Raw genomic sequence first — 16,997 nt, forward strand, 5'->3', positions numbered from 1 at the left:
TCAGTCTCGTCGTCCTGTTAGGGGATCGGGGTTCGCCCGCGCCGATGGCGGGGCTTATGATCACGCGGCTCTCGCTCAGGCGGCTTGGGCCGTGCCGGTCGCCAACGCGTCGATACGCCGAATGGTGCCACCGCCGAGGACGCGGGCGCGTGGGCCGTCGTCGGCGTAGATCACGCAGGCCTGTCCGGGCGAGACGCCGTCCTCGGGCGTCGCCAGGACGATCTCGGCCGAATGGTCGGTGGGATCACGGGTGAGAAGCGCCGGGCGGGGTTCGCGGGTGGAGCGCACCCGCACCGCCACGGGCAGGCCCTCGAAAGCTTCGTCGCCGCCGAGCCAGTTCAGGTCGGTGATCCGAATTCGGCTGGTGGCCAGGGCCGAGCGTGGACCGACCACAACACGGGCGCTGTCGGGCTCGAGGCGAATGACGTAGAGCGGTTCGCCGACCGCGAGGCGCAGGCCCCGTCGCTGGCCGACGGTGTAGTGGATGATGCCCTCGTGCCGGCCGAGCACCTGCCCTCCGAGATCGACGATCTCGCCGGCGCGGGCCGCGTCCGGCCGCAGCCGGGCGATCACATCGGCGTAGCGTCCCTGCGGAACGAAGCAGATGTCCTGACTGTCAGCTTTTTCGGCGACCGCAAGGCCAAGGTCACGGGCGAGGCGCCGGGTCTCGTCCTTCGGCAGTTCCCCCAGGGGGAAACGGAGGAAGTCGAGTTGCTCCGCCGTGGTGGCGTAGAGGAAGTAGCTCTGGTCCCGCGCCGGATCGAGGGCGCGGTAGAGGCCGCGGCCACCGGAAGCCTCCGGGCGGCTCGCCACGTAATGCCCGGTCGCGAGGCAATCGGCTTCCAGGTCGCGGGCAGTGCGTAACAAATCGCGGAACTTGATCGAGCGATTGCACTCGACGCAGGGGATCGGCGTCTCCCCGGCGAGGTAGCTTTCGGCAAAGCGATCGATCACGGATTCGCGGAAACGGTCCTCGTAGTCGAGAACATAATGCGGGATCTCAAGAGCCTCTGCCACGCGGCGGGCATCATGGATGTCCTGGCCGGCGCAGCAGGCGCCTTTCCGATGGGTGGCGGCGCCATGATCGTAGAGCTGAAGCGTGATGCCGACGACGTCGTAGCCCTGCCGCTTCAGGAGACCGGCCACGACGGAGGAATCGACGCCGCCGGACATGGCGACGACGACGCGCGTCTCGTGCGGAGCCTTGGGAAGATCGAGGGAATTCATCGCGCCAGGGTTTGCCGGTGAGGACCGGTCCGGTCCCGCGCGTGAGTCTATAGCGATCCTCGCCCGGGAGTTCCAGGGAGATAGGTCAAGCGGGACAAGGCAAGGGTAGGCCCTCAGAGGGGTGAAAGCTGCCGGCCCTCAGGCAGAAATTGCCGACCCGCGTTTCCATCAGCTCGACAGTCGATCAAAATTCCCAATCAATCACAGTCTCTTAGATCAAAAATTTCCTGGCCTGCGCCTTGCTCTGTCGGAGCCGAGGAGTAAGCGACCCATGCCTGTCTCGCCAATCGACCGGAGTTCCCTGGCGCGGCGGCCAGCCCCGACCGGAACGGTTCCGTCGCCGGGGGCAAACCTTGCCAGCTTCCGCATCGAGGCATCGGACGCGGCGTCCCGCGACGCTTCGTCCAACCTGCGTTCGGCGGCACCGCGACCCCGGGTCGACTACGCGGCGGCGGCGACTCGGAATGACCGAGTGGCGTCGGACCGCGCCGATGCCGCACGTCGAGCGGCGCAGGACCGGCATGATGCAAAGCAGGACGACGCGGCAAAGGCCGAGAGGGCTGAAAGGGCGAAGAGCGCTCGGTCGACCCCGGAGGCGCGCCAGCGGGCCGCTGCCCCGCAGGTTCGGGACCGGGTGTCCACCGCTGACCGCCAGGAAACTGCCGAAACGGTGGGTACGCCCCCCCCAGGGGCAGCCGGATCATCGGACGAAACATCCAACGCGGATGCGGCCTCTGACGACGGCAAGGCGATCCCCGAGGATGGTAGGGCCTCCGAAGACGAGACGAAGGAAGCGGTGCTGGGCGCGGCGCAGATGGTTCTTGCGCCGGCCGTTGCTCCTCCGCCTGCAATGCAGGTGGCTGCAGCCCTAGGCGCAGGTGCAGCCCAGAGCGGGTCTGGGAAGCCGAGTGATCTTTCGAAGGCCGGTGACGATATTGCCGGTTCGGTGGAGGCCCGCACGACGCCTGTGGTGAATCCGGACGCGTCAGCCCCCGCCGGATTGCCGGCTCTGAAGGTAGCCGCGGGAAATGACGGCTCGGAGGCTGGCGACCAGCCTTTCGCCAAGGCCGAGGGCGCCTTTGCCGAGGCTCTGGGCCCCGCTCCGGATGCGACGGCACGGACCGACTTGGCGCCCTCTTCCGTGGTGAACCCCGCTCCCGCCGCTGCCAAAGGCGCGGAGCCGACGGCCCAGAATCCGGCGAGTGCCCAGGCCTCGGCACCGGTGCCTCTCGGCGCAGTCCCGATGACAATCGGCCTGCGATCCCTGGCCGGCAGCAATCAATTCGAAATCCGCCTCGACCCGAAGGATCTCGGCCGCATCGACGTGAACCTCGACATCGACAAGGCGACCGGGGCGGTTCAGGCCCACCTTGTCGTCGATCGGCCGGAAACCCTGGCGCTGCTCCAGCGCGATGCCGCCAATCTCCAGCAGGCGCTGGCCCAGGCCGGTCTCAGCGCGGGCGACGGAAGCATCAACCTGTCCCTGAGGGGCGATGGAGCCGCCAGCGGACAGTCGAACGGCTCCGGCGCCGACGGGGGCGCCTCGGACCGGCACGGCTCTGCGCGCGCCGGCTCCCACGCCTCCGACGTCATCCCATCCCTCACCGCCGTTCCGATGCGCCGCTACGGCGCCCTCCTCGGCATCGACATCCGTATCTGAGGAACCGAACCATGGCTTCAGGCATCACAGGCGCCGCCAGCGCGGCGAACGCGAAAGGCACCACCAAGACCTCACAGCAGGAACTGGCGGGCAATTTCACCCAGTTCCTGACGCTGCTGACGACGCAGCTCAAGAACCAGAACCCCCTCGACCCGATGGACACCAACCAGTTCACCCAACAGCTGGTGCAATATGCCGGCGTCGAGCAGCAGCTGAAGTCGAACGACCGGCTCGACGCGATCCTCACCAACGCCAAGTCATCGAGCGCGGCGTCGGCGACCGGCTTCATCGGCCAGACGATCACGGCGGACGGTAAGACCACCACGCTCAAGGACGGTGCCGCCCAATGGACGCTGACGCCCCAACGGGCCGCCAAGCAGGCCACGATGACGATCAGCGACGCCAAGGGCAACGTGGTGGCGACTCAGACCAAGGCCCTCGCGGAGGGCGCCCAGTCCTTCACCTGGGATGGGCGCTCGTCGAGCGGGTTCACCTCGCCGAACGGAACCTACTCGATCAAAGTGGATGCGGTCGACGTCACCGGCACCAAGATCGTGGTCGACACCAAGGTCAAGGGAACGGTGTCGAGCATCGATCTCAGCGGGTCCGAACCGGTGCTTCTCGTCGGCAAATCGAAGGTCCCGGTGTCGGCGGTTCAGGACATCGGCGCGAAGTTGTCCACATGACGAACCAGGCGAATCCAATGCGAGCGATCCGCTTCAAGATATCTTAAGCGGCCACAAGTAGCTTCCAATCTCGACAGGTCAGTCGAGTTGTAGAGCGTATCATGACCGAACCAAGCCGCCCGAGAGTGAAGTACGTGATCGGGCCTGATGGAAGTCCGTTAACCATTGCGGACCTTCCGCCGACCACCACGCGGCGATGGGTCATCCGTCGCAAGGCCGAAGTGGTCGCCGCCGTGAGAGGCGGATTGCTCAGCCTTGAGGAGGCCTGCCAGCGCTACACCCTCACCACCGAGGAGTTCCTGAGCTGGCAATTCTCCATCGATCAACACGGTTTGGCCGGCCTGCGCACGACGCGCATCCAGCACTACCGTCACTGAGTCGCCGACTGCCGGGATTTGCGTCAATCCCGTCTGTCTTATCCGAACCCGGAAGCCGCGTCTCCTCATCCGGGCGCGGCTTTCGCGTCTCTGGGGACCTCTATAGGACTACCTGTCCTCCATCATAGGACCACCCGTCCTTCCTCACGGAACGTTAACTTCGCGGTAACCACGACCCAGGCAAATTTTGCCTAGTAGGTGCCGGGAGTCCGGTGCCGCGTCTCGTGTGGGTACGTCGCTTCGTGAAACCGGTCCTCGACCTCGTGACCAAGTTAGGCCCGGCGCGTCTCGCCGCCATGGCCGCCGTCACGATGACGCTGATCGGTTTCTTCGCCTTCGTGATCCTGCGCGTCTCCAAGCCCGACATGGGCGTGCTCTTCGCCGACCTGTCGATGTCGGACTCTTCGGCCGTGATCCGTGACCTCGACGCACGCGGCATCAAATACGAAACCCGCGGCGACGCCGGTCAGACCATCCTGGCGCCCCGCGCCGACCTTCCCCGCCTGCGCATGGACCTCGCCGGTAAGGGCCTTCCGGGCGCCGCCGGCGTCGGCTACGAGATCTTCGATAAGGGCGATGCCTTCTCGTCCACCAACTTCGTTCAGAACGTGAACCACCTTCGGGCCCTGGAAGGCGAGCTGTCCCGCTCTATTCGGGCCATCGCTCGGGTCCAGGCCGCCCGTGTTCACCTCGTGATCCCCGAGCGTCGCCTGTTTGAGCGCGATCGTGAAACACCGAGCGCCGCCATCGTCCTCAAGCTGATGGGAGATCTCGACCCCTCCCAAGTCCGGGCTATCCGCCACCTCGTGGCCTCTGCGGTGGAGGGCCTGAAGCCGGAACGCGTGTCCATCGTCGACGAGCGCGGGCGTCTTCTGGCCGACGGTGCACGCGGCACCGAGGCCGATGCCGGTGCCGGCATGGAGGAGAAGCAGGTCGGCATCGAGCGCCGCCTGCGCTCGCAGATTGAGGAGATCGTCGCCGGAATCGTCGGGGCCGGCCGCGCTCGCATCCAGGTCAGCGCCGAACTCGACCTCAACCGGATCGAAAGTCGTTCGGAAAGCTTCGATCCCGAGAGCCGCGTGATGCGCTCTACCCAGACACGCAGCGAGATTTCGATCACGAGTGGCTCCGAAGGCGCGGTCACGGTGGGCAACGAGCTTCCCGGTGCCAATCAGCCGGGGCCGGCTCCGACCCCGAAAGATTCTACGAACAAGAATGAGGAGACCACGAACTACGAGATCTCCCGCGTCACCAAAACCGAGATTGCCGAGGGCGGAAGGGTCAAGCGGCTCTCGGTTGCGGTGGTGGTCGACGGAGCCTACGTCCCGGGATCGGATGGCAAGCCGGTCTACCAGCCGCGCCCGGCCGATGAGGTCGATCGCATCGCTGCCCTGGTCCGGTCGGCCATCGGCTACGACAAAGCCCGCGGCGATCAGGTGGAGGTGATGAACCTTCGGTTTGCAGAGACCCCGACACAGGTTGAGTTCGCCGAGCCAAGCTTGGTTCAGTCGCTGCTATCCCCGTCCAAAGAGGAGATCATGCGGATCGTCGAGCTGGCTGTTCTCAGCATGCTGACGCTGATTGTCCTGATGGCGGTCGTGCGCCCCCTGCTGAAGAAGGTCCTGGCCTCGGAGCCGATCCAGATCGCGATCGCGTCGGGCGCCGGAGCCGCGGTCGCCGAAGCTCTGATGGTGCCGCCCGAGAATACCACTGCGCGGCTCGTCGATTTTGCGCAGTTGAACGGCAAGGTACAGGCTGAGACGGTCCAGCGTGTCGTCGACATGGTTCGCGCCAGCCCGAGCGAGACCGTGGAAGTGCTCCGCAACTGGATCCACGAGACCTGATGTCGATTGCGGCTGGAAACCATTCCCTGCATCACCCGGTGAGGAGGTGAGGCTATGGCCTCGGGACTGAACCTTCAGGCGGAACTCGCCAAGCTCGGCAGCGGTAACGGCGGCGGCTTCCCGGGCATGACCGGGGCTCAGCGCGCCGCTGCTCTTCTGCTTTTGCTGGGGGAAAGCGAAGGCGCACCGATCTGGCAGATGCTCGACGAGGACGAGGTCAAGCTCGTCTCGCACGCCATGGTGCAGCTCGGCTCGCTGGAGGCCGAGACCGTCGAGAAGCTCATCGTCGACTTCGTCTCGCGTCTGTCCTCCGGCGGCGGAATCACGTCGAATTTCGAGCGCACCGAATCGCTGCTTCTGAAGATTTTTCCGACCGAGCAGGTCTCGGCGATCATGGCAGAGATCAAGGGCGCTTCGGGGAAGCGGGTCTGGGCAAGCCTCACGCAGATCGACCCCGAAATCCTCGCCTCTTTCCTACGGAACGAGTACCCGCAGACCGTCGCGGTCGTCCTTTCGAAGGTGCGCTCCGACTACGCCGCCAAGGTTCTGACCATTCTGCCCGAGGAATTCGCCATCGACGTTCTCAACCGGATGCTCCGCATGGAAACGGTGCAGAAGGAGGCGCTGCGGCACATCGAGGAAACCCTTCGCGTCGAATTTGTCTCGACGATCGCGCAGACCACCCGTCGAGACGCGCACGAGCTGATGGCCGACGTGTTCAACGCGTTCGACCGCCAGACCGAGGGTCGCTTCCTGACGGCCCTCGACCAGGCCAATCGCGGGTCGGCCAAGAAGATTCGCCAGCTGATGTTCACCTTCGAGGATCTGCTCAAGCTCGATGCCGGAAGCGTTCAGACCCTCCTGCGCAAGGTCGATAACGAGACGCTGTGCCGGGCCCTCAAGGGGGCCGACGAGCGGGTGCGCACTTTCTTCCTCAAAAACATGTCCACCCGTGCGGCGAAGAACATCACCGACGAGATGGGTTCGCTCGGCCCGATCCGGCTTAAGGACGTGGATGAGGCGCAGGCCAAGATGACCGAACTCGCCAAGGAATTGGCGGAGAAGGGCGAGATCATGATCGCCAAGTCGAGCGGTGAGGAGGAACTGGTCTATTGAACGCACGTCGCTTCCTCTTCGACACCGATTTCCGTCCCCGCCCGGACAACCCTGCCACCGTCAAGGAGGCGGCCGCTCTGGCGGAGACCGTCGCGCGCGCCGAGGCCGAGGGCTATGCGCGCGGACTTCGCGAAGGGCAGGCCATGGCCGAACAGCAGATCCAGGCGCGCCTGTCGGACGCGATCACCCGACTGGGGCTCGCAGCCGCCGGCCTGATCGGGCAATCGGATGCACGTGACCTGTCGCGTGAGGACGAAGCGATGGACTTCGCGGTCGCCCTTGCCCGCAAGATCGCCGGCGAGGCCCTTGATGCTCAGCCCCTAGCGGCAATCGGCGACGCCGCCCGCGCCGCGCTCCAGCACCTGCGCGGCGTGCCTCACCTAGTGGTCCGGGTTCACGAGAGTCTCGTCGATGACTCTGAGGCTCTTGTGAAGAGACTGGCGCGCGAGCGCGGCTTCGAGGGCCGTCTCGTCGTGCTCGGCGAGCCCGATCTCGCACCGGGCGACGCGCGCATGGAATGGGCCGATGGTGGTGTGGTGAGAGACCGCGCCCGCATCGAGGCCGCCGTGCTCTCCGCCATTGGCATCCCCGCCTAACCCGACACCGGATCAGGAAGAGCCAGCATGTCCGACGATTTCAGCCTTCCCCAACTCAATAGCGGCGATGCGTCCTTCGACGGGCTCGGGACCGAGTCGATCCGCGAGGCCCCAACGACCCCGAAGAGCGCTGCGGACCTGGAGCAGGTCTTCGACGTGCCAGTGGTCGTCTCCGCGGTTCTCGGATCCTCCCGCATGCCGATCGGAGATCTGCTCCGACTCCAACCCGGCGCCGTGCTGGAACTCGACCGAAAGGTCGGCGAAGCCATCGACATTTTCGTGAACAATCGCCTCGTGGCGCGTGGTGAGGTCGTCCTCGTCGAAGACCGACTTGGCGTTACGATGACCGAGATTATCAAGAGCGATCACTGAACCTTCTCACCTTTCCGGCCGCCGCGCACCCGCGCGAAGCCAAATCTGACGGAGACCATGGGCCATGCGGCTTCTCATCATCGGACGCCTGAACAGCGAACTGATCACGGCGTCGAAGATCGCCATGAACCGCGGTGCGTCCGTGACCAACGCCGAGAGCCTGACGCAGGGCCTGGCCGTTCTCCGCTCCAAGGGCGCCGACCTCATCATGATCGATGTCGGCTTGGCGATCCGCGATCTTGTCACCGCGTTGACCGACGAGCGTATCCGCACGCCAGTCATCGCCTGCGGTGTCGCCACCGATGCCAAGGCCGCCGTTGCGGCGATCCAAGCTGGGGCTCGCGAGTACATTCCCCTGCCTCCCGACCCCGACATGATCGCGGCAGTGCTCCAGGCGGTATCCGAAGATGGCCGTGCCTTTGTGTGGCGCGACGCGTCCATGGAGAAGGTGGTCAAACTCGCCGAGCAGGTGGCTCGCTCCGAAGCGTCGGTGCTGATCACCGGCGAAAGCGGCACCGGCAAGGAGGTGTTGGCCCGCCACGTCCACGGAAAGTCGAACCGGGCCAACCGCCCGTTCGTCTCCGTCAATTGCGCAGCCATTCCGGAAGCACTGCTCGAATCCGAGTTGTTCGGCCACGAGAAAGGGGCGTTCACGGGCGCCATCGCGCGTCGAATCGGCCGATTTGAGGAAGCCAACGGCGGAACGTTGCTGCTCGACGAAATCTCCGAGATGGATGTGCGCCTGCAGTCGAAACTGCTGCGCGCCCTCCAGGAGCGCGTGATCGATCGGGTCGGTGGAACCGCACCGGTGAAAGTCGACATCCGCGTCCTTGCGACCTCCAATCGCAATTTGGTGGAAGAGGTCCGCAAGGGCACATTCCGCGAGGATCTGTACTACCGGCTGAACGTCGTACATCTCCGCCTACCGGCCCTAAGGGAACGCCCGGCCGATATCCTTGAACTCGCCGCTCACTTCGCTCGAAAATACGCCGACGTGAATGGACTGCCGATGCGCCCGCTCAGTCAGGCGGCGCAGAGCCTCGTCCGGGCCAATCCTTGGCGCGGCAACGTGCGCGAACTCGAGAATACTCTTCATCGAGCCGTGCTGCTCGCGTCTGGATCCGAGATCGGTCACGATGCGATTCTAACCCCCGAAGGGGACAGTATCGCGCCGGTCTCTGCAGGTCCGGCCGAGCGGGCAGCCCGAGTGGCCGAGGCTGCGACCCGCGGTCTCGTTGGACAGACTGTGGCCCAGGTGGAGCGCGATCTGATTCTCGATACCCTGGATCACTGTCTCGGCAACCGGACGCATGCTGCGACCATTTTGGGTATCTCGATCCGGACGCTGCGCAACAAGCTCAACGAGTACGTCGATGCCGGCATGGCGGTTGCAGAACCCGGCAACGTCAGGGCTGTCGCCGCCTACGGCTGATCGATCTTCCAGCGGAATGCACTGCTTACCGCACGGTCGCGCTCAGCGATCACCGTAAGCCTGCTCGGACGCCATCTGGACGGCATGGGCGCGCTCCAACTTTTCCAAGGCGACGAAGCGCGCGATTTCGGCCTCGACATCGCGGATCGTCTCCTGGACCAGATGCTGCTGAAGGGCAGTCCGGGGATCGTCCGCAGTGAGGCCGTCCCGCGCCTGGAGACGCTCGACCGCCTCTTTGACGACGCTGTAGACTGCCTCGCGTTCCGAGCGGGACATCGCGGGATTGACCGCCCGGGCAATGAGATCGTTGAAGTCCGACATACGGTCTGAAGGAACCCCATGGCTTGGAAAAACTGGCGGTTGCGGCAGGTCCATACCAACGCCGCTGGGGCGGCGTCAGAGGCGTTGGTCGTTGATACCGGCCAGGATCAACGCCAGTGAACTCCAGACGACCAGGAAGCCGAAGAACACCACCATCAGGCTGTACCCACGCTGCGGATACTCAGAGTAGGTCGGCAAAGAGGGCTCGACGAATGTCGCTAGGTAGATCTGCTGCTTGCCGGCAGCGATTCTGGCCCGATCGACCATCAGGTTCGCAGATTCATTGAGCTTCGTCGCGATGGTGCGCTCGACCTGCAGGCCCTCGTATTCCAGCAACGCGCGCGTCATGTTCGTGCTCGGATCCGAGCCGGACAACCCCTCGGTGGTGAGTTGGTCGGTCAGTTTCTTGATCTGCTGATCCAAAGCGCTGATGCCGGAAACCAGATTCTGAATGCTGCGCGATTTCTCGTCGAGGTTTGAGCCGCGCAGCACAACGAGGTCGGACTCGGCCTTGATCCGATCCTTGCGCAGCAACGCGATCGTGGTCAGCGTCGATTCTGCCGCCTTGGCGGGATCGATAATCCCCCAGCGGTTTCGGAAGACCTGGAGAGCCAGATGGGCGTTGCGCAGCCGCTCCTGCGCCTTCGCCGCTTCGATCTCGGCATGCTTGACCATGTCACCTTGAGCGCGCCGCGATATGTCGTTGATCAGGGCTTCGCTGCGCGCCACCACTTCGCGATTGATGGTCAGAGCGTCCTCGGGCGTGAAGGCACGTACGTTCAAGGTGATGATGCCGGATAGCACCTCGATCCGTGTCGTCACATGGTGGCGCCAGTACTTGACCAACTCCTCGATCGGTTGCCCCGGCCGGTAGCGTTCCCAGAAATCTGCAATGCTCCGAGAGAACATCTCCGAGACTTTGAGATGCTGCTCCGCCTTTGAAACGATTGCTTGGCTATCGATGTAATCTCGGATGATGAAGCTATCCTGGCTGTTATGCTTCATCATCAAGTCGGAGAATTGCCCGCCCGGGCTTTCGTCCATCGGCTCGACATTGCCGCGCACGGCAAACTGGGCGGTGGCGATGTACTGATCCGAGGCGAAAACGAAAAGATAGAGCCCTGCGATGGCTGTCGGCAGAAGAACGAAAAAACCGAATTGACGGAGGAGACCGCCTATCAGGTTCTTCGGCGTTGCCGATGGAGGGCGAATCCCAGGCAGGCGCCGCCAGTCGAGCTGCTCCTGTGCCCGTTTCAATAGGGCCGGGACGCGGCTTGGCGTGACCGGAGCGACGGTTTCTGCGTCGCGCCGCAGATCCGGTACCGAATTCAGTGCGACGTCGATGACCCCGCGCACCCGGTCCCTCTGCTTGACCTCGTCGACGCTCATGCTTCTAGGTTCCCGGAACTCGGCTCGATGCGGGCTAGCTGTGGACTTCCCATCAAGGGCAGTCATCCTGACGAAGCCAGACGACGATGCATATGGTCACGCCTTCGGAGCCCTCTCGACACTCTGCCGTTGTGTTTTGGCATGTTGCGGTTTTCGGCCCTTTTTAAGGCGCCCCATCATCCGTTGCACCCTCGGTGACGGTACCAGTAGACCTCGATCGCTCGATAAACCGGTGGGTGAATGAACAGCAAGAATGAGGTGGAAGCGCACCCGGTACGGTTACGCTTGGCCAGGGCCGGATTTTCGGAGTTGGTTCTGGTCTGCAGCAAATGCGTCAAGCGTCAGAGTTTGAAAAAGGGTTCGTTACGGAAACTTCTGAAGCGTGAGCTGAAGGGTCGAACCACGGTTGGCAAGCTCCGCATCGTCGAAACCGGCTGCCTTGGTCCCTGTCCAAAACGGTTGATGGCTGTCGCGACGACGGGGAGCTTGGTAAAACAGCGGATTAATCTTCTCGATCCAACCGCCTCGGCAGCTGAATCGGTTGATGCACTGTTCCCCGATTTCGTCCCCAAAGTCCGCCGAGCGCTGGGGGCGGATCGATCGAATTCGGGTCGGTAGATTCAGGTTGGGCGAGTTTCGTCACCTGCATTGCGGCCCCGGGGAAGTATGGCTTGGAGCGGACGACACTTGACCGACCTCATGCCTGAGCCGTCATCTGCGGAAGCACTTTCGCCCGCAGGAGACTCGCGAATGACAAGTCTCGGCCGTAGCGTGGTGCGTCGCCTACCCCTCGTTGGAACCCTGCTGGGACTTGGACTCGGGGTCTGGCTGATCGCAACAAACGATCTCGGGTCCGTCACAGACGCCTTCGGGCGCGTGGGAGCGGTGGGTCTCGTGAGCATCGTGCTGGTTCGCGTGGTCATCATCCTCCTGTGCGGGCTGGCCTGGGCCCAGATCCTGCGGGGCATCGCCGGTCTCGGACAAGCAAAGACCGGCGCCTTCGTCCTGTTGAGATTCGTCCGCGAGGGTATCAACGTGCTGCTGCCGGTCGCCTCGATCGGAGGTGATGTCGTCGGTGGCCGCCTGCTCACCTTCTGGGGCGCGACGGGGACCCTCGCGGCTGGATCGATCCTGGTCGATATGTTGTTCCAGGCGGGCACCCAGGCGCTCTTCGCTTTGGGCGGGGTAGTGCTTCTGCTGCAGGTTGGAGGGGACTCGGCTCAGGGCCTCGCGACCTGGGTCTTGCGCGTGCTGGGCGTCACCGCACTGCTGCTCACCGCTTTCCTGCTGGTACAACGCAGCGCCGCAGCGCGGACTGTGGCAGGAAAGGCCATCGACCGCCTGCGCAGGACGTTCCGCGGACAAGATGGCGTGACGAAGCAGACGGGAGGCAGCGTCTACGACGCTCTCGATGCGATCTGGGGCGCGAACCGGAGTGGGCGGCTCGCCGTCTCCGTGCTTCTGCATCTCGTGGCCTGGATGCTAGGCGCCGTCGAGATCTGGATTGCTTTGGCGTGCATCGGCGTGCCGAATGTCGGTTTCGCCGAGGTCATGGTCATTGAGGCGCTAAGCCAGGCGATCAAGTCCGCCGCTTTCCCCATTCCAAGCGGGCTCGGCGTGCAGGAGGGTGGCTTCGTCCTCCTGGGCAGCCTGTTCGGCATCGATGCCGGCACCGCGCTCGCCCTTTCGCTGATCAAGCGCGTTCCCGATGTGGTTCTCGGCCTCCCTGCCCTGCTGCTGTGGCAGGCGCTGGAGGCGCGGCGCGCACTGATCCTGCCGCCGACGCCTTGAAGCGCGCCATGTCCCCGACCATTCGCGGGCCCATGGCAGCACAGGGCGTTCTCGCCGAGACCCTGCTGCCGGTGGGTGCCCTCCTTGGCAGCATCGTCTCGCTGAGTGTGGGCACGTCCTTCGCCAAGCGCCTGTTCCCGATGCTCGGTGCCGAGGGCACCACCACGCTCCGCGTCGGCCTGTCGGCGGTGATGCTGGTTCTCCTGTGGCGGCCGTGGCGCCTGCGACTGAGCTTCGCCGATGCCCGGTCACTGGTGCTCTACGGCACGGTGCTGGGCGCGATGAATCTGCTGTTCTACCTGTCGCTCCGGACCATCCCGCTGGGCCTTGCCATCGCCATCGAGTTCTCCGGCCCGCTGGCCTTGGCGCTCGTGGTCTCGCGCAAGCCGATCGACTTCGCCTGGATCGGCTGTGCGATCTTGGGGCTCGGCCTGCTGCTGCCGCTCGGCGGCCTCTCGAGCGGGCTCGATCCGGTCGGCGTCGCCTGCGCGCTTGGTGCGGCCGTGTGCTGGGCGCTCTACATCGTCTTCGGACAGCGGGTCGGGCATCTCCACGGGGGCTGTGCCGTCGCGATCGGGATGTCGATGGCGGCCCTGGTCGTCATGCCCTTCGGCATCGCCAGTGCGGGCGTGGCGCTGCTCGATCCCGCCATTCTGGGGTTCGGACTCGCGGTGGCCGCCCTGTCGAGCGCGCTGCCCTACACCCTCGAGATAGTCGCGCTACAGCGTCTGTCGAAGCAGAGCTTCGGCGTACTCCTCAGCCTTGAGCCCGCAGTCGGGTCGCTTGCAGGCTTCATGATCTTAGGTGAGCGCCTCACCCCCACGGAATGGATCGCTATCCTGTGCATCGTGGTGGCCTCCATCGGCAACACCATCACGGGGCATCGCCGACGGAACAGAGGCGTGGCGGTCGGGGTCTCACCGGTCTGACGAACCGCCGGCTTTCGGTTCAGGGCTTAGCCGTCTGCGAGACGATATCGTCCAAGGCGGTCTTCAGCCCCTCTTCGACGGTGGGATGGTAGAACGGCCGGTCGAGCAGGGTCTGGGCCGACAGGCCGTCCTCGATCGCCAAAGCGAGCAGGTGCGCGAGGTGTTCGCACGATGGGCCGAGCATCTCGGCGCCCGTGAGGCGGCCGGTTCTGTCGGCGTAGAGGCGCAGACCGCCGGCGTTCTCGGCCATGATCCTGGCCCGTCCCTGGTCGCCGAAATCGACGTTGCCGATCAAGGTGTTGGTGTCCTCCGGATCGAACGGAACACCGACGCTGGCCGCCTGCGGCTCGGTGAACACCATGGCGAGGTTCGTCCAGCGCCGGGGCGCCGCGACGGAGCCGCCCCCGTCGACGATCAGCCGAGCTGCGTTGGCGCCGGCGATGTGCCCCTGGCGGGAGGCTTCGTGCAGCACCGGCCGCTCGGCGTTGGCATCGCCGGCGAGGAAGATGGGTGCGCCGGCGCAGAGCAGCGAGCGGGGGTCGACGTCCGGCATGCCGTCCGCGTCGAGGGTAAGGCCGGCCCGGTCGAGTCCGAGGTGATGCAGGTTCGGGGGACGGCCGATGGCGGCGAGCACCCGGGCGAAGCTGCCGCTGTGGGCGGCGCCGTCCGCGCCGGTCCAGGTCAGGCAGGCGCGGCCTTCGTCGATGCGGCCGCCGGTGACCTCGGAGCCGAGTTCCAGGGTGATCTCGGTGCCGAAGATCCGGCGGGCCTCGGCGGCGAGGCCGGGGTCGCGCAGGGCGGCGAGGTGGGTGCCGGGGTCGAAGAGCGTGACGGCGACGCCGAGGCGGGCCATGGCCTGGGCCAGCTCGATTCCGACGGCGCCGCCGCCCAGGACGGCGAGGGATTCGGGCAGATCCGGCAGTTCGAACACCGTGTCGGTATTCACCAGCAACGTGTCGAGGTCACACAGGTTGGAGGGCATCGCCGGGTGTGACCCGGTGGCGACGACCGCGGCGCGGTAGGCGACGCGGGTGTGATCGTCGACCATCAGGGTGCCGGGGCCGGTGAAGCGGGCGTGGCCGTCGATTCGGGCCTCCGCGTCGATGGCCTCGACGCCGTCAAGCACGCCGGCGACGAAATGATCGCGCTCGCGCCGGACCCGGGCCATCACGGCGGGGCCATCGATGCGGACGGGACCGGCCTCGACGCCGAAAATCCCGGCCCGGCGGGCCGCATGGGCGGCGTTGCCGGCGGTGATCAGGAGCTTCGACGGCATGCAGCCGACGCGGGCGCAGGTGGTGCCGCCGGGGCCGGCCTCGATCAGCACGACGTCGGCGCCGCCGGCGCGGGCGGCGTGGAAGGCGGCGAGGCCGGCGGTGCCGGCGCCGATCACGGCGATGTCACAGGATCTCTCGCGCATCGCGTCGGGGTCTCGCAGGTTGGCGCCGCTGGGCCCTGCAAGGGCGAGGCGGTGCGGGGCGGCGGGCCAACACGCCTGTGCGGCGAACGTTCCTGGCGCGGCTGCGGCCTTCCGTCAGTCCGGCTCGGCCAGCAGGCCTTCGACGAAGGCGGTCAGGCCGACGCGGCGCTCGCGCTTCAGGCGCTCGGCGATGAGGATGCCCTCGAGGGAGCGGAAGGCGTCGTCGAGGTCGTCGTTGACGATGACGTAGTCGTATTCGCTCCAGCGCTGGATCTCCATCCGGGCGTTGGCGAGGCGCTTCTCGATGGTGTCCGGCGAATCCTCGGCCCGGCGCTCCAGGCGGTGACGCAGTTCGGCCAGCGAGGGCGGCAGGATGAACACCGTGACCACGTCTTCGGCGAGCTTGGAGCGCACCTGCCGGGTGCCCTGGTAGTCGATGTCGAAGATCATGTCCCGGCCGGCGCCCAGCACCTTCTCCACCGGGCGGCGCGGGGTGCCGTAGAAATTGCCGTGCACCTCGGCCCATTCGAGCAGGTTGTCGGCGCCGCGCAAGGCGTCGAAGGCCTCGCGGTCGATGAAGGTGTAGTGCTTGCCGTCGATCTCGGAGGGCCGGCGCTGGCGCGTCGTCACCGAGATGGAGAGGTCGAGCCCCCATTTCGGATCGGCCGCCACCGCCCGGGTCAGCGTGGTCTTGCCCGCGCCGGACGGGGACGACAGGATGAGGATGAACCCGCGCCGCCCGATCGACGGCGCGCCCTCCTTCGATGAGGCCTGCATTTCGGGACCAACCTACTCGACGTTCTGAACCTGCTCCCGGAATTGCTCCACCACGGCCTTCAAGTCGAGTCCGATCCGCGACAGCGTGACGTCGTTGGCCTTGGCGCACAGGGTATTGGACTCGCGCCCCAGCTCCTGGGCCAGGAAATCGAGCTTGCGGCCGATGGCGCCGCCGGCGGCGAGGAGTTCGGCCGCGCTGGCCAGATGGGCCTGGAGCCGGTCGAGCTCTTCGCGGACATCGGCCTTGGCGGCGATCAGCACCGCCTCCTGGTGCAGGCGGTCGGGATCGAGGCTGCCGGCCTCCAGCAGGGTCGCCACGGTGGCCGCGAGGCGCGCCTTGACGGCTTCCGGCTTGCGGGCCGGGCAGGCCTCGGCGGCGGCGGTGAGCCGGGCCATCTCGGACAGCTGGCCCTCGATGACGGCGCGCAAAGCCCGCCCCTCGGCCCGGCGGGCCTCGACGAGGTCGGCCACCAGCTGGACCACGCCGGCGGCGAGATCGTGCGCCAGGGCGTCGGTGTCGGCGCCGGGCTCCTCGTCGGATTCGATCACGCCCCGGATGCCGAGCAGCCCGTCGAGGGAGGCCGGGGCCAGCCCCTCGGGGCGCGGCACGCGGGCGATGGCGGCGGCGAGCTGGCCCAGCAGGGCCTCGTTGATGCGCACGCGCGGGGCGGAATCGGGGCGGGTCAGCGTCAGGTTGAGTTGGCACTGGCCACGCGCCAAAGTCTTCTGCAGGGCGGTGCGGGCGACCTCCCCGACCGCGTCGTAGCCGCTCGGCACCCGCAGGCGCACATCGAGGCCGCGCCCGTTCACGCTGCGGACCTCCCAGGCCCATTGCACCGGCCCGGTGGTGCCGGCGGCCCGGGCGAAACCGGTCATGCTGGAGAGGATCATCGTGGTGTCCGCGTCGGACCGACCGCCTTCCCTCCCCCTTGTGGGGAGGGACCGAGGGTGGGGGTGGTTGGGCGACCCTGCGGGTGCCGAGGCAGGGCCATCGCATGGGGTGGCACCTCGTCATCCCGGGGCCGCGCAGCGGAGCCCGGGATCCAGAACCACAACGGGT

Annotated in this window: 17 protein-coding genes; 11 read left to right on the forward strand and 6 right to left on the reverse strand. The window is 66.1% G+C overall.

All coding sequences use genetic code 11. The annotated features are described in order from the left end of the window. Positions 1-75 precede the first annotated feature (75 nt). Entirely contained in the window at positions 76-1,227 is a 1,152-nt protein-coding gene (mnmA, locus tag ASF60_RS20105) for a tRNA 2-thiouridine(34) synthase MnmA (RefSeq protein ID WP_056189287.1), read from the reverse strand. Between the two features lie 946 nt (positions 1,228-2,173). Here mnmA and ASF60_RS24995 point away from each other — a divergent pair. The 8 genes from ASF60_RS24995 to flbD all read left to right on the forward strand — a co-directional run bounded on the left by ASF60_RS24995 (position 2,174) and on the right by flbD (position 9,310). Beyond that, a complete protein-coding gene (locus ASF60_RS24995) occupies positions 2,174-2,887 on the forward strand; it encodes a flagellar hook-length control protein FliK (protein WP_162241339.1) in 714 nt (237 codons plus the stop codon). Between the two features lie 11 nt (positions 2,888-2,898). Then, positions 2,899-3,573: a flagellar hook assembly protein FlgD gene (locus ASF60_RS20115; RefSeq protein WP_056189291.1), complete on the forward strand. Its 675-nt coding sequence runs from the start codon at positions 2,899-2,901 to the stop codon at positions 3,571-3,573. A gap of 101 nt (positions 3,574-3,674) precedes the next feature. Further along, on the forward strand, positions 3,675-3,950 hold the full coding sequence (gene sciP, locus ASF60_RS20120; RefSeq protein ID WP_018044452.1) for a CtrA inhibitor SciP: 276 nt from the start codon (positions 3,675-3,677) through the stop codon (positions 3,948-3,950). Between the two features lie 242 nt (positions 3,951-4,192). Continuing rightward, positions 4,193-5,794: a flagellar basal-body MS-ring/collar protein FliF gene (gene fliF, locus ASF60_RS20125; protein ID WP_056189692.1), complete on the forward strand. Its 1,602-nt coding sequence runs from the start codon at positions 4,193-4,195 to the stop codon at positions 5,792-5,794. Between the two features lie 54 nt (positions 5,795-5,848). Further along, positions 5,849-6,910: a flagellar motor switch protein FliG gene (gene fliG / locus ASF60_RS20130; protein ID WP_056189294.1), complete on the forward strand. Its 1,062-nt coding sequence runs from the start codon at positions 5,849-5,851 to the stop codon at positions 6,908-6,910. Beyond that, positions 6,907-7,506 carry a FliH/SctL family protein gene (locus ASF60_RS20135; protein WP_056189296.1) on the forward strand — a complete coding sequence of 200 codons (600 nt, stop codon included), beginning with the start codon at positions 6,907-6,909 and terminating at the stop codon, positions 7,504-7,506. Before fliG ends, ASF60_RS20135 begins: the two co-directional genes overlap by 4 nt. Positions 7,507-7,533: 27 nt before the next feature. Beyond that, positions 7,534-7,878, forward strand: a complete 345-nt coding sequence (fliN, locus tag ASF60_RS20140; RefSeq protein ID WP_056189298.1) for a flagellar motor switch protein FliN — start codon at positions 7,534-7,536, stop codon at positions 7,876-7,878. 64 nt (positions 7,879-7,942) lie between these two features. Then, positions 7,943-9,310, forward strand: a complete 1,368-nt coding sequence (gene flbD / locus ASF60_RS20145) for a sigma-54-dependent transcriptional regulator FlbD (RefSeq protein ID WP_056189300.1) — start codon at positions 7,943-7,945, stop codon at positions 9,308-9,310. Between the two features lie 42 nt (positions 9,311-9,352). On the opposite strand, the gene ASF60_RS20150 is transcribed toward flbD, so the two are convergent. After that, on the reverse strand, positions 9,353-9,631 hold the full coding sequence (locus ASF60_RS20150; RefSeq protein WP_056189303.1) for a hypothetical protein: 279 nt from the start codon (positions 9,629-9,631) through the stop codon (positions 9,353-9,355). Between the two features lie 75 nt (positions 9,632-9,706). Then, positions 9,707-11,020: a capsule biosynthesis protein gene (locus ASF60_RS20155; protein ID WP_056189305.1), complete on the reverse strand. Its 1,314-nt coding sequence runs from the start codon at positions 11,018-11,020 to the stop codon at positions 9,707-9,709. 240 nt (positions 11,021-11,260) lie between these two features. Between ASF60_RS20155 and ASF60_RS24070 the strand changes: the two genes are divergently transcribed. The 3 genes from ASF60_RS24070 (at position 11,261) to ASF60_RS20165 (ending at position 13,740) form a co-directional block, all read left to right on the forward strand. Continuing rightward, positions 11,261-11,638 carry a (2Fe-2S) ferredoxin domain-containing protein gene (locus ASF60_RS24070; protein ID WP_082508100.1) on the forward strand — a complete coding sequence of 126 codons (378 nt, stop codon included), beginning with the start codon at positions 11,261-11,263 and terminating at the stop codon, positions 11,636-11,638. 132 nt (positions 11,639-11,770) lie between these two features. Further along, on the forward strand, positions 11,771-12,811 hold the full coding sequence (locus ASF60_RS20160; RefSeq protein ID WP_056189308.1) for a lysylphosphatidylglycerol synthase domain-containing protein: 1,041 nt from the start codon (positions 11,771-11,773) through the stop codon (positions 12,809-12,811). Between the two features lie 8 nt (positions 12,812-12,819). Then, the gene (locus ASF60_RS20165) at positions 12,820-13,740 is read left to right on the forward strand and encodes an EamA family transporter (RefSeq protein WP_056189311.1); all 921 of its coding nucleotides are present in this window, start codon (positions 12,820-12,822) and stop codon (positions 13,738-13,740) included. A gap of 19 nt (positions 13,741-13,759) precedes the next feature. On the opposite strand, the gene ASF60_RS20170 is transcribed toward ASF60_RS20165, so the two are convergent. The 3 genes from ASF60_RS20170 to ASF60_RS20180 form a co-directional block, all read right to left on the reverse strand. Next, positions 13,760-15,160, reverse strand: a complete 1,401-nt coding sequence (locus ASF60_RS20170; protein ID WP_056189314.1) for a dihydrolipoyl dehydrogenase — start codon at positions 15,158-15,160, stop codon at positions 13,760-13,762. A gap of 114 nt (positions 15,161-15,274) precedes the next feature. Further along, complete coding sequence (gene gmk, locus ASF60_RS20175) at positions 15,275-15,937, reverse strand: guanylate kinase (protein ID WP_056189318.1); 663 nt, start codon at positions 15,935-15,937, stop codon at positions 15,275-15,277. A 12-nt stretch (positions 15,938-15,949) separates the two neighbouring features. Further along, positions 15,950-16,828 (reverse strand): YicC/YloC family endoribonuclease, encoded by an 879-nt coding sequence (locus ASF60_RS20180; RefSeq protein WP_056189323.1) that lies wholly within the window; start codon positions 16,826-16,828, stop codon positions 15,950-15,952. Positions 16,829-16,997: the final 169 nt, after the last annotated feature.

This window comes from Methylobacterium sp. Leaf113, from assembly GCF_001423325.1.
GTDB lineage: Bacteria > Pseudomonadota > Alphaproteobacteria > Rhizobiales > Beijerinckiaceae > Methylobacterium.

Coding starts and splice junctions, on each gene's coding strand:
- ASF60_RS20150 (WP_056189303.1), bottom strand. CDS start 9,631: ATGTCGGACTTCAACGATCTCATTGCCCGGGCGGTCAATCCCGCGATG.
- ASF60_RS20180 (WP_056189323.1), bottom strand. CDS start 16,828: ATGATCCTCTCCAGCATGACCGGTTTCGCCCGGGCCGCCGGCACCACC.
- fliG (WP_056189294.1), top strand. CDS start 5,849: ATGGCCTCGGGACTGAACCTTCAGGCGGAACTCGCCAAGCTCGGCAGC.
- ASF60_RS20115 (WP_056189291.1), top strand. CDS start 2,899: ATGGCTTCAGGCATCACAGGCGCCGCCAGCGCGGCGAACGCGAAAGGC.
- ASF60_RS20170 (WP_056189314.1), bottom strand. CDS start 15,160: ATGCGCGAGAGATCCTGTGACATCGCCGTGATCGGCGCCGGCACCGCC.
- ASF60_RS20155 (WP_056189305.1), bottom strand. CDS start 11,020: ATGAGCGTCGACGAGGTCAAGCAGAGGGACCGGGTGCGCGGGGTCATC.
- fliN (WP_056189298.1), top strand. CDS start 7,534: ATGTCCGACGATTTCAGCCTTCCCCAACTCAATAGCGGCGATGCGTCC.
- sciP (WP_018044452.1), top strand. CDS start 3,675: ATGACCGAACCAAGCCGCCCGAGAGTGAAGTACGTGATCGGGCCTGAT.
- flbD (WP_056189300.1), top strand. CDS start 7,943: ATGCGGCTTCTCATCATCGGACGCCTGAACAGCGAACTGATCACGGCG.
- mnmA (WP_056189287.1), bottom strand. CDS start 1,227: ATGAATTCCCTCGATCTTCCCAAGGCTCCGCACGAGACGCGCGTCGTC.
- ASF60_RS20160 (WP_056189308.1), top strand. CDS start 11,771: ATGACAAGTCTCGGCCGTAGCGTGGTGCGTCGCCTACCCCTCGTTGGA.
- ASF60_RS24070 (WP_082508100.1), top strand. CDS start 11,261: ATGAACAGCAAGAATGAGGTGGAAGCGCACCCGGTACGGTTACGCTTG.
- gmk (WP_056189318.1), bottom strand. CDS start 15,937: ATGCAGGCCTCATCGAAGGAGGGCGCGCCGTCGATCGGGCGGCGCGGG.
- ASF60_RS20165 (WP_056189311.1), top strand. CDS start 12,820: ATGTCCCCGACCATTCGCGGGCCCATGGCAGCACAGGGCGTTCTCGCC.